We start from the raw sequence: 15752 nt of genomic DNA, 5'->3' as shown, positions 1-15752 counted from the left end.
GTAAGCGAATCCCCCTTTAAACCGTTACATCTGATTTTGACTCTTGTTTATTTAATTCTGTTGGCTTCTCTGGATTTGTTGGTTTCTTCGGCTCTGTTTGTTTCTCTGGATTCGTTGGCGGATCTACTGGTGGTTTCGGTTTCTCTGGATCCGTTGGTGGATCTACTGGTGGTTTCGGTTTCTCTGGATCCGTTGGTGGATCTACTGGTGGTTTCGGTTTCTCTGGATCCGTTGGTGGATCTACCGGCGGATCTACCGGCGGTTTCGGCTTTTCTGGATCCGTTGGTGGATCTACTGGCGGATCTACTGGTGGTTTCGGTTTCTCTGGATCCGTTGGTGGATCTACTGGCGGATCTACCGGCGGTTTCGGCTTTTCTGGATCCGTTGGTGGATCTACTGGCGGATCTACTGGTGGTTTCGGTTTCTCTGGATCCGTTGGTGGATCTACTGGCGGATCTACTGGCGGTTTCGGCTTTTCTGGATCCGTTGGTGGATCTACTGGCGGATCTACTGGTGGTTTCGGTTTCTCTGGATCCGTTGGTGGATCTACTGGCGGATCTACCGGCGGTTTCGGCTTTTCTGGATCCGTTGGTGGATCTACTGGCGGTTTTGGTTTATCTAGATCTGTTGGTTCCTCTGGTTCTGTTGGTTTTGGTTTTTCTGTCCCTGTATTTTCCGTATTACCATTCTCACTTTCCGGTGTAACTGGTGGAAGAATATCTCCTATACTCGCTACTGAAGAATCAATATTTTGATCGCCAAAAGCAAAATGATCTCCGTTCAGGGTTACTTGTGGTTTATTATCTGTAATAGCTGCAATCACATTATCTTTTGTCGTATCTTGAAGTGTTTTATCTGTTGTTTCCTTATCAAAGAGTGCAAGAACACGAGAAGTGGTTTCATCTCTATTTTGAAGATTACCTACAATGGATTTCTCTTTGAAATTAATTTTTGATTTATCAATCTCATCTAGTACATAAGCAACTTCATTATCTTTACTTTGAATTGCGTTCTCTGTAATTGCTTCAAAATCTTGTTTGTTCAGATTTTCTTTCTTTTCCTCTGGCTTACTCTTATCTACCTTTTTTGTAATAGCTGATTTACTTTTTAATGATTCTTTACTTCCAAACCAACTGCATCCTGTAGTACTCAATATCAATGAGCCACCAAGAAAAACAATTCCCATCTTTTTATACAGATTCTCATAATTTAATGGCATGTTATTTCTTCCCCCTTAGATGTCCTTTAGATCTTTATCAATTTTTTCAATCTTAGCTTTCTTCTCCTCTTCACTTATCGTAGATTGTTGAACATCTCGTTTTTCTAATTCTTTGACCTCTTTCATCAAGTTTTTATTTGCTTGTGTTTTGGCAAAAGAATAACAATTTTCATATTTTTTTAGATTTACAAAAGCTTCAACAATGAGCTTTTCACGTCTACCATCTATATTGACTTTTCCTTTAAGCTTGATTACCTCTTCATATTTTTTATTAAGCGCTGCCTTTTCAAAATCGATCACATCATTTTTGACATCAATTTCATTGATTTTATTCATGTTGTCTATCCCGATAAAATAAGCAACCACACTTTCTGCAAATTTCGGTTCATACTGCAATGCCTTATTTGCCTTTCCATTTAATAAATAAGTAAATAAAACTGCTTTCTGACTATCTTTATCTAATTCTGTGTAATTGACCTTATCAAAGTATTTAACGGCTTCTCCATACTGTTGAATGGCTGCCTGTTGTAATCCTTTTACTACATATTGTTCCGAGCCAGCATTTGCACTTGAAACTGGCTCGGAAGAGAATAATTTAAAGGCAAATATGGCACCAGCTCCAATTAATACCACACTTCCTATAACACTCGCAATGATCTTGAATCCTTTTCTATTTTCCTTTCCAGGCTTTACTTGTGTTTTCACTTCATCCGATGGACTATAGGAGGATTCCTCCTTTCTTTCTGGTAATTCTTCTTGATATTCATATTCTTCATGAAAAGGAGAATCATTGATTTCCCTTTCTAACGTTTCTAACAGCTCCTTCTTTTGTTCCTCTTGTTCTGGATCTAATTGCATCACATTCATTTTTTTAGAAATGTGATCAAAAATGTGATCTGCATATCTCGAACCAAGCGATAACGTACCGTTATAAATTTCATTAGCATGACCATCTAACAAGTCAAAATCAATATGTTCTTGCCGCCCTTCTTCCCTATAAACATGTTCTAATCGTTTGGTTAAGGTATAAGCTTCACGAAACGAATATTGCTTACCAGACTCAATTTCTGTTCCATTACTACTTTTAAAAATGACAAACATGGCTTCTCCTTTCTCACATTTACTTTAAATCCCATGAAAAAAGGCAACAAAAAAAGCCATACCCTTTGCATAGCTCCCTCATTGCCCTATTCATATTTATTCACTATTTCATCCAAAGAAATGGAAATAAGATTTGACCAAATTTAACATTACTATTTACGCTCTCTGCTAAGTATTGGCATCCCATTACGATAACGAGTCCGGCTGCCCCACCAATAAACCACCAAATACATTTATGTCTTCCGCGCTCGCCACCCCAAATTAATAGATAAGCACCCCAGCAAAATACAATAGCTGTACTCACCATTGCCCCTCTTTGCATCCAAGTAATAAATGAATTCCCTGTATTAATTAGACCATCCATCGCATCACCTAACACTAACATTTGAGCTATTGTTTCCAACATAAACATTCACTCCCTTTTCATTTTTAGATGCTTACACGTTACTAAGCTGACTTGACTCATTCGGCTTGCTGTCTTCTTTTACTTCGGTTGGTGTTGCCTTATAAGCTTGTAAAGCTTTCATTACTAAATCCTGATTTTCTTCAATACATTTCTGATGAAGTAAATGAAGCCAATGGTTATAATCCTGACCATTGGCTTTTAATAGGTTTGCTACCATATCTTTTTCTTTTTTAATTCCTTTTGTGTAATCGCCACTGTATCACCACCTTTCAATGATTATGTGATTACTTCTGATATTGCTCTTTGCAATTTTTAACAAAAAAACTAAGTTCTTTTTCAAGTTCTGATGGTTTAATTTGTGGGATTTTAATATCTTTTTTTAGTTTTCCTTTTTCATAATATGCAAGTGAGTCTCTTTTTTGCGATAAGCCCCAATCATAAGGGTTGCTTGAACCTGGTACATCTTCACGCTTTTCATCTAATTCTTGTATCTGAACCTTTTCTTGCTGCGCTATTTTTTTTACAGCATGAAGCCAATCCTCTCTCTTTTTCTTAGTGGAATTTAGCATAACAAAACCTGTGCCATCCTCACTCATGAACTTCTTCATTTCTAACGGACTAAGTTCCATTACTTCCCCTTTTCCCGAACCAAAGACAAATGTTGAACCAATACCAATTGCAATTAACAGTCCAACAACAGCGGAAATGATCCATCCTTTACGACTCATACATGTTCCTCCCTATGTCATATTTTTATAAGCGATTTTGAAGTGTGATGAGACACGTTTAAACTTCAACATCTGTCTTTATTTTATAACATTTAAAGGAAAGTGGGATAGAAAATGGAAATATCATTTATGGCTGGAATGACGAACCCTGTATTGGTATGCGTATAGAAACTAACCCCGACCTAGCTTCTATATGCCCAATACCGCACTACGTATTTTGGCATGAACGTAGAACCTTATGTATCTACTGTTTGTATGGTTTATCGCTTCTTTAGAATGTCAAAATGGGATATTCCTCACGATCACTAGCGCAAACAGATTTTTGATACAATGCATTTCCAATGGTCACTGATATGAGTTTTACGTACGCACTCTTCTAACGATAATCGTATACCTAACCCCTCTAGTGACCGTTTCAAGGGAGGCACGCATATATATTGAAAGCCGTATATCATCCTTCTACATCATTACTGAAAGGAAGATATACGCAATATATATCTAAATTGTCAAAGAGCAAATTACTTTGTGCTATGTTCTCAGCACACTTCAAAATCGCTTTTTTTATTTACACTTTTGTTTTACAGCTACTAGTTCCGCTTGTTTATGTTTCCGTTTAGCAATTAAATTTTGATGTTCATCCCTCACCGAACGAACTTGATAATAAATTTGAGCTACATTTTCAATGCTTCCTGTGCTATTTTCAATGGCAATGGTGCCTTTCAGTTCGTATGTTTTTCCATCAAAAGTTTTAACACTATGAGCTTGTGATGCGGCAATATCATAAAATGTGAGTCTTTGTTCTTTTCCCATATGAACGCCTCCTATTTTTGATAAAGAAGGGAGAAAAACGCTTCTCCCATGTATAGTTTTCTAGCCATCTAGATAGGATAAAATAGTGAACGAGTGCTTGATATCATGCTAGGATTGTTGTGTTATACAAGGTTATGATGCGTTGCGCTGCCTCTTTTCCGTATATGTGCTGTAATTCGGATTGAGATTCAACTACGATTGAATGATGAATATGGTATGTTGCGCTTTCTTTTAAAAACTGCTCCATATGAGGGATCGGGTACAAATCATATTGATGAAATACCAGGTGAATCGGTCTTATATTCTTGCATTCTGTTAGATATTGAAGAAAATCCGATAACGCTTCTCCTCTATCTTGATACGTACTTGTTTGTGTTTCTACACTGATATACACAACTGCTTTTTGCCCTATATCCATTTGAAGTGTTTCATAACCAGCTAATAAATCATGTTTAAATATGCGATACCCTTGTTCTCGTTTCTCATTATGTGTATCTTCATAAAAGATGCCTTTCGGATCAAAAATGAAAATATAATCATCGGTTGTTTCTTTCATACCTTCTACGACTGATTTATAAGCCCCAAAACGAGCTTTTATCACACCTGCAACCTTTTCCCCTTCATTCATCTCTCTCAACGCTCTAATCACCTTTGTGTACTTCTTTGCTACGCCTAACATGTGTTGCACTCCTTCCTATTTCATTTTCCTCCTATGACTACTACTGAAACCAAAAATACTCTTTTTGTTCCCCTTGCTTTTCACGTTGATGTTTTTCAAGAATGTATAACAATGTGATAGTTATCGCATCCCTTGTTTCTTTTGAATAAAGACCTAGCTCTTGAAATATATGATATGCTGGATGCTCATTTTCAAGTGAACCCACTACTTCTACTAGGTTAGCTTCACTTTCATATATTTTTCCAGTGAACTCAATAACTTTTTTCACATCTAGGTAATATAGGTTTTTATGTCGTTGATCTAGATACAAAATACTTCCTGCCAATAATTTTGTAGCGGATTCTATCCAATAATCATGTTGCTTTAATGGTTTCATTACAGTTTGAGCGATTGAAATTGCTTGCATCAATTCTTCAGGCAACCAAGCACTCTTGCGATGCATAGCGTCTTCCCCAAGTTTCCCTAATTTTTTCGTTTTACCGACGTAGATTTCTGACATCTCATTTCATCTCCCTCTCGGTTTCTTATATCTTGCTCCCTATCCAAAAAACAACTGTCCAAATGGGAATTACGAGTATACATGCATTACGAAATCCAATAGCAAAACCAAGCGGATTTTCATCTGTTTTACTAAAATGAGCTTGATATTTTGTCATATACTCTTAGTCCTTTCTTTAGTGAGCTTTCTTGCGGTTTCTCACTGCAAATGCGGCTCCAATTAAGCCAAGTGCGACACATACAAGACCGACCCATTTTATGTATGGATTTTCGGCTTTACCGCCTGTTGTCGGAAGATAAGTTTCGATTTTCTTTGGTGTTTGTTCTAGTTGTGGTTTCTCTAATTGTGGTATGACAGGTTTTTCCGTTACTTTTGGTTGTTCCGGTATCTGTGGTTGTGGTGTTTCTGGTTTTTGTGGCTGTTCTGGTTGTGGTGTCTCTGGTGTAGGTGGTGTCGGTTTCTTCTGATCCTTCACCGTGTGCTTAATGATTTGACCATCCTCTTTAATTTCAAAAGAGAATATTTCTTCATTTAGTAAATATCCTTCTGGTGCAAATGTTTCTTTATATGTGTACTTTCCATATGGAAGCTTAAATTTCGCAATGCCGTTTTGATCCGTTTTTCCTTTTACAACTTCTTCACCTTTTTCGTTAAAGATAGTAAATTCAGCATTCGGAAGCTTATTGTTGCCATCCGCAATATCTACCTTGCTAATCTCCAACTCTCCTGTGATGTGCTTATTTTTCGCTGTTAGCATGATTGTCTTTCCTTGTTCCGAGATACTAAAAGGAATAGATTCTTTCGTTAAAACATAACCAGTTGGTGCTTGCTTCTCAATAAATGAGTATGCTCCAAATGGTAAGTCTTTTACTTCAATCAAACCGTTTTTATCACTTTTGTGTTCACTAATTTTCTTCCCTTTACTATCTTGAAGAATGAACACCGCACCTTCTAATTTTTTATCTGGATTCTCTCCATCTACTTTTAGAAGTTGCACGTTTCCTTTTACTTCTTTATTTTCGACTGTGAATGTAAGCGTTTTTCCTTGTTCTTTAATCTCAAATGGATATTTTGTTTGATTAAGAAGGTATCCTTCTACCCCTTTTGTCTCAACAAAATAATACTTTCCATACGGAATATCCTTCACTTGTGCGATCCCTTGCTCGTTTGTAGTTGTTTTTGTGATTTCTTTTCCCTCTGCTGTATACACTGTGAACTCTACTTTTGGAAGTTTTTTTCCGCTATCACTTAATTTCTTAATCTCAATGTTTCCTTTTACTTTCACGTTTTGTACTGTAATCGTAGCAACCTCGCCTGTTTTCACTTCAATCTGTTGTGGCTGCCCATTCAATACATAACCAGTAGGTGATTTTACCTCTTTAAGAGTATAAGTTCCGATTTCTAAACCAGAAAGGCTTGCTGAACCTTGCTCATTTGTAGTCATTGTGCCTACTTTTTCATTTACACCGTTCATGACTTCAAATACTGCACCTTGTAGCATTTCTTTTTGTTCTCCCACTTTTACAACTTTCAATCCACCAAGTGATTTCCAGTTTACTTGTAGATCGGCACTAACTTTTGCAACATTTTTTTCTAAAAGGACTGTTGCATCTTGGACTTTATCAGTTCCTTGATACGCTACTGCCTGCAAATTAGAAAGATTAGATGTTACTTTTAAGGAAAAGTTACCTGTTTGAGAGGATTTCGGTATCAAAATACGGAATTGTTCTCCTAAATTGAATTGTTGTTTTGCTTCACCTTTTGTTGAAACAACTTTCGTTCCATTCGGTGCATTAGCTAGCTGAACTGTAAATACACCGTTCTTAGCGTTACTTTCAATTTGATACACTGTCGTTTCAAAGTACTCACCGTTTAACTTTGCTTCTTGATTGTCTGTTGGAGTTACATTCATGTACACGTTTTGTGTTTCCTGGCTTGCATTTGCACCATTAATAATGGTTTTTACGGCTTTTGCAACATTTCCGTTGCGATGCTGAGCTTCGTTAATGTCAATTTGACCTAGCGCTGCCCAAACACTAAGCTGTGTCGCGTAATGCGCCTCTTTCCAGTCAGAAACTCCTAATTCTTCTGGACTCTTTTGCGGATATCCATTTAGAAGAACTCGGTACACAACATCGTCTGTGCGCCCCATCTCTGGAAGGTCATTACCGTTTGGACTTAATTTCCCATAAGTTAAACAATACGCAATTTGTTCATTCGCATTCTTCAATAATTCTGTCCGTAGGTCTTTCCCGTACATGGGACTAAAACTCCAATTCATTTCGTATTTCTCACGATTAATAACTTCAGCACTCGCTTTCGTAAGTGGAAATACAAAATTTAAGACAATTAGAAGCATACTCATGATAATGAGTAACGTTTGATACGATCGTTTCAACATACTAACAGCTCCCTCAAATGATATGCAGTTTTCAAAGAACTATTTAAATCAGAATTTTCTGATTTAAAAATTTAAAAAATAACAATAAAATTGTAGCTTTTCCTCACTGTTCATTTACAATATAAGAGTATAATTGTGTATTACAAAAAAATTTCATTCTAATTTTGCTCGATAATACGTAGCTAAAAAGATTTTTTCTATTGGTTCATTAAATAGATCAGCAAGAATCCTGGCTCGTTTCTCAATTATTCCTTTCTTTCCGGTTTCAATGTTATATAGCGTTTTAACTGGAATGTTAGAAGCCTGCGAAACTTCTTGAATTGTGAGTCCTCTTGCTTCTCTAACATTACGTAATACAGACAATTTCTCACCCCCCTACATACATTCTATTCTCCTTAAAGTAGAATGTCAACACTAAAGTAGTAATTTTTACACTAAAGTGATAAAAAATTACACAAATGTGGTATTAAATCGGAAAAATTATACAGATAAATGAAGGAGGCTAATACAAGTGGAGAATAATATATTTGGAAAAAACATAAAAAAATTAAGAGCAATAAAGGGTCTCAGTCGAAAAGAATTTGCTGATGCAATAAACACCCCATATAGTACAGTCTCTAGTTGGGAAAGTGGAGAAAAAACACCTAAAATTGATCGTATCCCAATAATCGCTAAATATTTCAATGTAAGCGAGTCACAACTATTGCTTCATCCAATGAGCGATACTGAGGTTTTTGAAAAAAGTAATTTTGGTACTGATCCTATAGAGCGTATGGCTCAAATATTAATTGATAAATATAGAAATATTCCAGACGAACATAAACCAAGAATAGAAAAAGAAATTTTAAGAATTGCACACCTTTTAGAAATAGAAATTGAGATGGAATCCCAAAATAAATAGCTAAAACATATTAAAACTTTTCATCATCATATATATCAATCAAATTACTAAAAGCATCTAAATCTCCATCTATAGTTAAAAGTATTTCTATAATTAAATTTTCCCATTTATCCATTAGATTACCACCTTTATATTTTTCTTTGTTCGTTAAAATCCATTTTAACCATTTAAAAAACTCTTTATAAAGTAACAAAAGACATCGTTTAACGATGTCTTTTGTTACTTTATATTTTTAACAATTAGCCCATGCCACCAGGATCAGAACGGAGATATTGAGTTTCCTTTGACAGTGACATATCTTTCTCTTTATTGTCTAATAAGCTGATTCCAGAAAACAATATAAATGTTGTTAAACATAATATGGCTATTTTTTTCATTTTACGCCTCCACATTCTAACACTTCTTTATATTCATAATATACTCGCGTAGCGTATTGGGCAAAGAAGTAATCACCATTTTCAATAAACATTTGTTTGGAATCAGCAATTAATTGTAAATCCATTTTTGCTTGCCCTAAGTAACAATACTGAATAGGACTAAGTTTTTTATTTTTATCTAGAATTCCTAACAAAATATCAATTGCTCTCTTTTTCTCGTTATTTATTATAAAATATAGTGCTAACTCTGCTGGATGGAGTGTATCTAAGTCAATGGTTTCAACTTCTTTTTTATTTACAAGTTTTAAAAAATTAATATTATTTAATGCTATTTTATATTTTATAACACTCTGGTTCTTAAATATATTCATTGCTCTTAAAGAATGTTTATATGATTGTTTATAATCTGTAAATATTAAACTTTCTCCTTTACGTAAATCGATTGTAGCCTCCATAACAGGAAAATATTTCAAATAACTATGTGACCTTAGCTGGCTATTATACTTATTAAATTCATCAATTCTTAACCTTCTTAACAAGGAATAACTCCATATGTCATCTATCCAATATTTATATATCCACTTTAAATCTTGGTTTTTATGTACAGAAATGTTCTGATAAATGCGGTTTCTATAAGTATCAAACATTCCAAAGTCTCCAATATCCCCAACAGACAACAAATAGAGAATATCAGAAATAATCTCCATATCTAAAGTTTCTTTTTCTGGAATGCTCTTCCGAATTTCTTCTACCATTAGGATATGTTTTTTAGGGTTTCCTCCCTTTGATCTCTCATAAAACAAACTTATCAATGGTGAATATTTTTTAACATAACTATCCTTATGCTTACTCGTCATGTTGATTAAATATTCTAGAATTGAATTATATCCATTTAAATACGATAAAACAAACAGTCTCTTCATGTTAATTTTTATATTTCTTTCATATTTCGAAAAAACTTCTATACAACATTTCTCATTTATTACTCTATCCTCATTAAAGAGCGTATTAGCCATTTTATATACACTAAGCATTGAAATTTCTTTATGATAGCGAAAAAAATCTGTTAACGTAGATTTAGGTATGTCAAGTTCTCTTGCAAAACTATCATATGACCTATTTGTCTTATTCATTTGATCCTGCATCTTTTCAACCCAATTACTCATATATCCACACCTCTTTACACATCTTGTTAGAAAATTCAGATACATATATGTGGATTATAACAAACAAATGGTAATAAATTGTATATCACTACAAAAACCTAAACAATTACGCATATTTCTCAACAATTGTTTAACAATTAAGATCTTAAAAATTACAAATTATCCTTAAAACACTTACAAAAATACACTTTAGTGTAATTTTTACTCTCCAAAGGATTGATATTATAAAAAAAGAACGATAGAATAAAAAGCATAAATAAAAATGACAAATATAGCTGAAAGCAAAAAAAAAACCTACCTCACAAATTTTTAATTGGTTCCGGTCGGCAAACTAGACACCAATTAAAAATTCCCAGAAAGTAGGATTTTTAGCACATTAAAATATATTTACTTTTATGTACTCATTTTATCATAAAGTGAATTACTTGTGAAGAAAATCCTCTACTTCCCTGCATTTTTCTGCAACTGTGTGATAGGAAAAATAGGAGGATTTTTATGCTATTGCAAAACTTTTTGCTCAGTCGAGCAAAAGCCGAATTAAGTCCCCACATCAATCACCTTTCAAAGAAAACCGGGGCTATTAATCAATCAATTAAGAAAGTTACTACTTACATTGATAATATAGTCCTAGAATGTGAGGGTGTTACTACGAAGAATTACCTCACAAAACGTAAATATGAAGCATTAGAAACTGTTTTATCATATTTAGTACAAGAAGGGTATTCCCAAGTAAAGCAAGATCATATCAGCAAAAAGTCAGGGATTTCAAAACCAATTATTAACTACGTGTTTAATTGGTTACAAGACTTGGGAGTGTGCCAACAAATCAAAGTACGAAGATATGGTAAAATTGCCCCTTCAATTTACATTTTAACTTTACATAACAATTATTTAAAAATCATTGAATATTTCAAGCTGAAATGGGCTGTAGCAATTGATGTCTGTTCTACTTTTACTAAACTTTTAAAGAAAAAACTCTTTAAAGAAGTTGTTGAATCCAAACATGAGGAAAAGAATACTTTATTTAATGGCATAGATATTTTAAATTTTGAAGAACTAGAAAGATCAAATACTATTTCACAAAACACTATTGATAGATTACAAGATTTAAATGATTATTTAAGTGAAGATCAGAAAAAAGCATATCGATATATAACAAGTCAACCAGTAACATATTTAACAGAACAGGACGCTTATACTATAGCCTTAAGAATGCCGAAAAAAATTGATCGTTATCAAAGATGGGATTTTGAAAAATGCGTTGAATGGTTTGAATATAATCAAGCTGAAATAAGTAATCCCGCTCATTTTATGAAAATGTTCGCTGAAAAATCTAAACAAAGAAAAGAGCGTAACGATTATGAAGCGAAAGAAGCCTTAACTAATATGGAACATGCACAAAAATATGAAAGCATACTTCCAATTATAGACTGGCTTAATAACAAGAAAATAGATTCCATTCTGCAAAAAATGGGTGTTCTAAGGCCCTAATAAAAAAACATCTAAAACTTAGCCTTGCTCAAAAATAATATAATTAGCAAGGCTATTTGTCATGTATTCTTATAATCCCCGAGCAACGTACTATTTTTCCCCAAAAAGAAATTCAAAACACCTCTCAGATTTTATAATTATTTCTCTTTTTCTAAACTAATCAGCTATGAAATTTCCACTCATATGAAACTGAATTTTCTATCATTTACTCACAAATTAACCTTGTAATTTACTAAGATAAAATCTTGAATCCCTTGATACATCTAGCCTAGCACCTCTAAAATAGATTCTAATGTTTATAATGATTTTATTTTTTAAACAAGATTTAATAAATACAGTACTCTATCCTAAAAGGGAAACAGTATAAGTATGTTCTTTATCGTTTTCTGACAGAAGACTCCCTCTTAATTTTTGTGATTATTTGAGGAAATATATCAAATTTACAAAAAGTAGGGAAGCTTGTATGTTTTTACAAGCTTCCCTACTTTTTTTGTATTATTTAAGTTATTTTTTAAATAATTTAGAGAACCATGATTTTTCTTGTTGAGAAGACGCAACTAACTTCTTGGTTTCTTGTATTTCTCGAACCACTTCTAATAACTGCTGATCTCTATTGTTTATTTTTCTATCAATAGTCTTTTGCTGTTCATCAATCTTGTTCGTTAGTGTTTGATTAGTTTGTTCTAAATTGTCTATGCGTTTTAAAAGTTCCATATTCATAGCTTTTTGTTCTTGAAAATATATAGAAACCTCTTTCATACTCTCATACATCGTCTGAATAATTGGTTTCGTTATTTCGTTGTCTTCATCACTCTCTTCTACTACAATATAATCTACATTTTGTTTTAACATCTGTTCTATTATTTCTGGTGGCTCTTGTGCATCTTTCATATTAGCAATTAATTTAAAAAGCTCTAATGCTTCCTGTTCATATCTCAGCGTTCGCCCCTTCGTCCCAGCGACGGTTGGTAAGTATGGTTTGAATTGATCCCGCCAGGCCTGAAGGGTTGTCCGTGGCTTCCCAAGCATCCTTGCTATATCTGCAAGGGAATATGTTTTCTTATAAGGTTCTTCCCTATCCATTCCATCGTCCTCCCCTCATCGTCATTTGTTGTTATCGATGTCCGACATGTTGTCATTACATTGTTATTGATTATCATCCATGTYGGTCATGTTGTCATTRYATTGTTRTTGACCATCATTCATGTCGGTCATGTTGTCATTGTATTGTTATTGACTATCATCCATGTCGGTCATGTTGTCATTACATTGTTGTTGRCCATCATCCATGTTGGTCATGTTGTCATTACATTGTTGTTGACCATCATTCATGTCGGTCATGTTGTTGTTTTACTGTTATTCATCATCATTTATGTTCGACATGTCGCCGTCTAACTGTTATGTGTTTAATTCGTTTGAAAGAAGGTATTTCCTTGTTTATTTTGAATTTTTTAAGTGTATAGGTTAATTAAATAATAAGTGTGATTCAAGTCGTACTTATTATTTAAAGTGTTCTTATTTTTGATTAGATGTGCTAAAGCATAATCAAAAGTAGCACTTAAGTCGTACTTAAAGTATAAAGGGGGCATTATAAATGAAAATTGGAAGAAAAGTAGCGGATTTCGGAAATAGTTTTAATAATTTCATGGTTGATGGTTATTATATTGAACTTGCAACGAATGTAGTTAAAATTTCAAAGAAAAAAGCTGAGGATTTACTTGTTGATCGTATTTCTAGACCAGAAGATTTACTGGATAGATTACTAATTTCCACTGAAATCGAAGGTGAAGAGTCTTTCTATTTAGTTGGGCAATTAGCTGAAGATAATCAGTTGGCAAACTCACATGTAAATAAGATGCACGATAAAATTAATAGTCCTATCCCATACGTAAGCTTTTTAGGAGCAATAGCATATTATCATGCCCTTAACGCTGATCAAGAAGATAATGAAGTTGAAATTGAACACATGAGTATGATGCTTCCAATTTGGCTTTTAAAACGCGAAGAGAAATTTAGCATTGCCCATAAAAAAATGGAAGAAAAATTTATAGGTGAACATAAAGTTAAAGTGTTAACACCAGGGATGGAGAAAGAACTAACTATTACAGTCAATTCAGCAAAATGTAGAAATGAATCAGAAGTTGCCAGACATTCTTTAAAATATAAAATGGTTTCAAAAGATCAGAATACAAATGTAATTAGTATTGAAAAGCGCTATGAATCTGAGAGATTCGATGACTATGAAGTAGTTTTAACTGACATTGGTGGCGGTTCTACAGATGCTGTGCGACTAGGTAAAGGGCTTACTACACCTAAGCACAGAGATTCTTTCCAAGTTATCGATATTGAGCCATTCTTGGGATACCTAGAACGCTTTAGAAAAGAAAAATTGATTCAATACTTTAAGGATCTAAGAACATTAGAGAAATTTATAGTTAATAAATATAAAGTACAAAAGTATGTACTATCGAATGAAAATACTGGTGAAGAATATGATTTTACAAATGAAATTGTAGAGGCACTGAAAGAATATGCAAGAATTTTAGTTGCTAAAATTCTTGATGTATTCATCCCATCTAGTACGAATACAGTATTGAAATTCATTTATATCGGAGGCGAAGCACCCGTTTTAGAACCATACATCCGTCTCGCTTTATTGAATCATATGTCTGAAATGGCTGCTAAAAACAATCACTTCTTCTTGAACGATATTATTCAAAATAGCGACAAAGAAGTATTTGCTCCAACTTCACGTACAATTAATCTAACTGCATTAGAATTAAAAGTAATTGATGAAATGAAGGGTCAGTTAGCGTAAAATAAAAGGACGTGCTGATAATGGCTAAAAATAGAAAAATGGCATTACATGCTGATAATATGCCTGAAGATGTATATAGGATTCTTAATGAAAAAGCTAATAGTAGACAATTAACAGCATTTGTTGTTGAACTGGTACAAAATGAAAAACGTTATGCGCAACTACTGCAGAAATTAGATAATGTGGAACAGAGATTAAATCTTTTAGATACAGTTGAAAATAAATTGGAGCTTCTACTAACTAATGGATTTGTTCCCGCACAGAGACAAGAAGATTTAAAAACAGAGGAGCCCATATTGCAAGAAGGTAAAATTATTGACGCTAGGGTAGTACTTGGTGGTATTTCTGAAGAAGATAACGAAGAACTTGATTTCTAACTAGTATAGAAGACCTTTAGGTATAATCCTAAGGTCTTTTTATATTTATGTGACCTAAAGTCTGTTGAATTGAACTACCCGCCACTTAACACCCTTATGGGTTGTTTGAAGTGGGGATTCCTACGAACACCAAAGTATCCTTCGGTTATCCTAGTAGGCTAATCCCGTAGTTCCTACGGTTAATACGAAATTCGTACGGTATCACAATCTTATTTTGGTTTTTTGACATCTAGAAATAGACTTGGTTTTGATAGTACGGATCCCACTGACATAAGTCATCTTTCCCCTTTAGGGATGGGAGTGTCAAAATGAAGTAGTCCTGATATCACGGCTATAATCTCCTTCGCAATATAGAAATATCCCTATTTCTATAATCGGATATTTCCCTATTTCTCTACTTTTATTATTAGAAATGATGGTATAAGAGGAGCCTTTGAAAAATTACTGATTCTATTGTCTGTAACACATATCACTATTATAATCTCTTTCACAATAGAGAAATATCTCTATTTCTATATTTGGATATCTCTTTATTCCTCTACTTTTATTATTAGAAATGATGGTATAAGGGGAGCCTTTGAAAAATTACTGATTCTATTGTCTGTAACACATATCACTATTATAATCTCTTTCACAATAGAGAAATATCCCTATTTCTATAAGTGGATATTTCTATATCCCGTTGCTTTTGTTACAAAAATGAAGGTATAGGAGGGACCTTTTGAAAAGTTACTGGAATAATATAAATTACTGATTCTATTATTTGTAACACATATCAC

General features: G+C 33.8%; 17 protein-coding genes and 1 pseudogene. 4 read left to right on the top strand and 14 right to left on the bottom strand.

The genetic code is table 11. The features are described 5' to 3' along the window. Positions 1-16 precede the first annotated feature (16 nt). The 11 genes and pseudogenes from AC1DKZ_RS30695 to AC1DKZ_RS30645 all read right to left on the bottom strand — a co-directional run bounded on the left by AC1DKZ_RS30695 (position 17) and on the right by AC1DKZ_RS30645 (position 8206). Positions 17-1219 carry a hypothetical protein gene (locus AC1DKZ_RS30695; protein WP_476997786.1) on the bottom strand — a complete coding sequence of 401 codons (1203 nt, stop codon included), beginning with the start codon at positions 1217-1219 and terminating at the stop codon, positions 17-19. Between the two features lie 15 nt (positions 1220-1234). Further along, positions 1235-2320 carry a hypothetical protein gene (locus tag AC1DKZ_RS30690; RefSeq protein ID WP_476997785.1) on the bottom strand — a complete coding sequence of 362 codons (1086 nt, stop codon included), beginning with the start codon at positions 2318-2320 and terminating at the stop codon, positions 1235-1237. 103 nt (positions 2321-2423) lie between these two features. Continuing rightward, positions 2424-2732 carry a hypothetical protein gene (locus tag AC1DKZ_RS30685; RefSeq protein ID WP_078214250.1) on the bottom strand — a complete coding sequence of 103 codons (309 nt, stop codon included), beginning with the start codon at positions 2730-2732 and terminating at the stop codon, positions 2424-2426. Positions 2733-2757: 25 nt separating this feature from the next. Continuing rightward, positions 2758-2981: pseudogene (locus AC1DKZ_RS30680) on the bottom strand (hypothetical protein). 29 nt (positions 2982-3010) lie between these two features. Then, complete coding sequence (locus AC1DKZ_RS30675; protein WP_476997784.1) at positions 3011-3454, bottom strand: hypothetical protein; 444 nt, start codon at positions 3452-3454, stop codon at positions 3011-3013. 561 nt (positions 3455-4015) lie between these two features. Continuing rightward, on the bottom strand, positions 4016-4264 hold the full coding sequence (locus AC1DKZ_RS30670; RefSeq protein WP_033728777.1) for a hypothetical protein: 249 nt from the start codon (positions 4262-4264) through the stop codon (positions 4016-4018). A 103-nt stretch (positions 4265-4367) separates the two neighbouring features. Beyond that, positions 4368-4943 carry a TraM recognition domain-containing protein gene (locus AC1DKZ_RS30665; protein ID WP_476997783.1) on the bottom strand — a complete coding sequence of 192 codons (576 nt, stop codon included), beginning with the start codon at positions 4941-4943 and terminating at the stop codon, positions 4368-4370. Positions 4944-4983: 40 nt separating this feature from the next. Further along, positions 4984-5442 carry a type IV secretory system conjugative DNA transfer family protein gene (locus tag AC1DKZ_RS30660; RefSeq protein ID WP_441297151.1) on the bottom strand — a complete coding sequence of 153 codons (459 nt, stop codon included), beginning with the start codon at positions 5440-5442 and terminating at the stop codon, positions 4984-4986. A 25-nt stretch (positions 5443-5467) separates the two neighbouring features. Then, the gene (locus AC1DKZ_RS30655; protein ID WP_255449837.1) at positions 5468-5599 is read right to left on the bottom strand and encodes a hypothetical protein; all 132 of its coding nucleotides are present in this window, start codon (positions 5597-5599) and stop codon (positions 5468-5470) included. Positions 5600-5617: 18 nt separating this feature from the next. Beyond that, the gene (locus AC1DKZ_RS30650) at positions 5618-7843 is read right to left on the bottom strand and encodes a SpaA isopeptide-forming pilin-related protein (RefSeq protein WP_476997782.1); all 2226 of its coding nucleotides are present in this window, start codon (positions 7841-7843) and stop codon (positions 5618-5620) included. A 153-nt stretch (positions 7844-7996) separates the two neighbouring features. Then, positions 7997-8206, bottom strand: a complete 210-nt coding sequence (locus AC1DKZ_RS30645) for a helix-turn-helix transcriptional regulator (protein WP_002191987.1) — start codon at positions 8204-8206, stop codon at positions 7997-7999. 148 nt (positions 8207-8354) lie between these two features. Between AC1DKZ_RS30645 and AC1DKZ_RS30640 the strand changes: the two genes are divergently transcribed. Further along, positions 8355-8744 (top strand): helix-turn-helix domain-containing protein, encoded by a 390-nt coding sequence (locus tag AC1DKZ_RS30640; RefSeq protein WP_002191988.1) that lies wholly within the window; start codon positions 8355-8357, stop codon positions 8742-8744. A 239-nt stretch (positions 8745-8983) separates the two neighbouring features. On the opposite strand, the gene AC1DKZ_RS30635 is transcribed toward AC1DKZ_RS30640, so the two are convergent. Next, positions 8984-9121, bottom strand: coding sequence for a hypothetical protein (locus AC1DKZ_RS30635; protein ID WP_476997781.1), 138 nt, complete (start codon positions 9119-9121; stop codon positions 8984-8986). Further along, complete coding sequence (locus tag AC1DKZ_RS30630; RefSeq protein ID WP_016128132.1) at positions 9118-10287, bottom strand: AimR family lysis-lysogeny pheromone receptor; 1170 nt, start codon at positions 10285-10287, stop codon at positions 9118-9120. Before AC1DKZ_RS30630 ends, AC1DKZ_RS30635 begins: the two co-directional genes overlap by 4 nt. Positions 10288-10782: 495 nt before the next feature. Between AC1DKZ_RS30630 and AC1DKZ_RS30625 the strand changes: the two genes are divergently transcribed. Then, positions 10783-11778, top strand: a complete 996-nt coding sequence (locus tag AC1DKZ_RS30625; RefSeq protein WP_476997780.1) for a Replicase RepFR55 — start codon at positions 10783-10785, stop codon at positions 11776-11778. Between the two features lie 504 nt (positions 11779-12282). Here AC1DKZ_RS30625 and AC1DKZ_RS30620 read toward each other — a convergent pair. After that, the gene (locus AC1DKZ_RS30620; protein ID WP_016128134.1) at positions 12283-12861 is read right to left on the bottom strand and encodes a DUF3967 domain-containing protein; all 579 of its coding nucleotides are present in this window, start codon (positions 12859-12861) and stop codon (positions 12283-12285) included. A gap of 511 nt (positions 12862-13372) precedes the next feature. On the opposite strand from AC1DKZ_RS30620, the gene AC1DKZ_RS30615 reads away from it, so the two are divergent. Both AC1DKZ_RS30615 and AC1DKZ_RS30610 read left to right on the top strand, forming a co-directional pair. Further along, positions 13373-14596, top strand: coding sequence for a ParM/StbA family protein (locus AC1DKZ_RS30615; RefSeq protein WP_016128135.1), 1224 nt, complete (start codon positions 13373-13375; stop codon positions 14594-14596). A 20-nt stretch (positions 14597-14616) separates the two neighbouring features. After that, positions 14617-14973 carry a hypothetical protein gene (locus AC1DKZ_RS30610; protein ID WP_016128136.1) on the top strand — a complete coding sequence of 119 codons (357 nt, stop codon included), beginning with the start codon at positions 14617-14619 and terminating at the stop codon, positions 14971-14973. Positions 14974-15752 lie beyond the last annotated feature (779 nt).

It is taken from the genome of Bacillus sp. 05T21, assembly GCF_056396785.1.
The sequence above is the reverse complement of the archived record's forward strand: the minus strand, read 5'-3'. Positions and strand labels throughout refer to the sequence as shown.